At 65.9% G+C, this 1,076-nt stretch carries 2 pseudogenes; one reads left to right on the plus strand and one right to left on the minus strand.

The features are described from left to right. Positions 1-223: 223 nt before the first annotated feature. Positions 224-582: pseudogene (locus tag ACH4EB_RS38745) on the plus strand (transposase); the annotation flags it as partial. 231 nt (positions 583-813) lie between these two features. On the opposite strand, the pseudogene ACH4EB_RS38750 reads toward ACH4EB_RS38745, so the two are convergent. Further along, a pseudogene (locus ACH4EB_RS38750) lies at positions 814-903 on the minus strand (translation initiation factor IF-1); the annotation flags it as partial. Between the last annotated feature and the right edge of the window lie 173 nt (positions 904-1,076).

A 1,076-nucleotide genomic window follows, 5' to 3' on the forward strand; every position in this document is an offset into this window, starting at 1 on the left:
GTCGTGTCAGCGGTGGAACGGACACTCCGGAAACAACAGACGCAGGCTCGGAAGGCACATCAGCATCTCCGCACCACCACAGCCCCCCACACCCACAGAACTAATGAAAACCTCAGTAGTACTGCAACGGTGCTTGCCGTGACTGCTGGGCAGGTTCGTCGTTGATGCGGTTACGGGTGGGGGCCTCGCTGATGTCAGGTCGTGGGCAGGTGAGTTGGGCCGGATGTATGAGCGGTTCGCGCACCGTTCGGCAGATCGGAGCCACGGGAGTCGGCGCTGGCCTATACGCGAGGACTGATCGCTTCGCTGGAACGCAAGAACGGCTGGGCACTGGCCGAGGAGGCCGGCCATACCGGGCCGGACCGGTTGCACCGGCTGCTGAACCGGATCGAGTGGGACGCCGAGGAGGTCCTGGACGACGTGCGCGACTACGTCGTCGAGCACCTCGGGGAACAGGACGCCGTGCTGATCGTGGATGACACCGGCTTCCTCAAGAAAGGAACCGGCTCCGCAGGCGTGCAACGGCAGTACTCCGGCACCGCCGGACGCACCGAGAACTGCCAGGCAGCCGTCACCCTGGCATCCCTGCTGATGTGGGCGTGACATGCAACAACGACTCCTAGCCATCAGCACCAAGGGCTGCAGCTCGAAGGAGATCCGTACACCTGGCAGTGGCGCAGGGGCCTCGCGCACACCATCCCCGAGAGATCCGACCAGGTCCGCAACCGGGTCCGACGCGGCAACCGATGTGGCCGTCCGGGGGCCGTGTGGGCCTGACACTCTGACGACAGCTTCCAGTCGGAGGTGGAGGGGCTATCCCGCCCGATACGTGATCCGGCCCTTGCTTAGGTCGTAGGGCGTGAGCTCCACCCGGACTTTGTCGCCGGTCAGGATGCGGGCGTATCCGGCGTGGTGGCCTTCCCGGTCAGGGTGGGGGATGAGTGATGGGGTCCGCTGGTGAGGGGAGGTGTTTTTCAGGCCCCGCTGTATCCGCGTGGTGGTCGGGGCGGCCGGGCCGTCGCGCTATGGGGTGCTGAGGACCGCGCGGGCGTTTACCAGCCAGCGTGTGAATCCCG

Source organism: Streptomyces sp. NPDC018045 (assembly GCF_044327445.1).
Classification (GTDB): domain Bacteria; phylum Actinomycetota; class Actinomycetes; order Streptomycetales; family Streptomycetaceae; genus Streptomyces.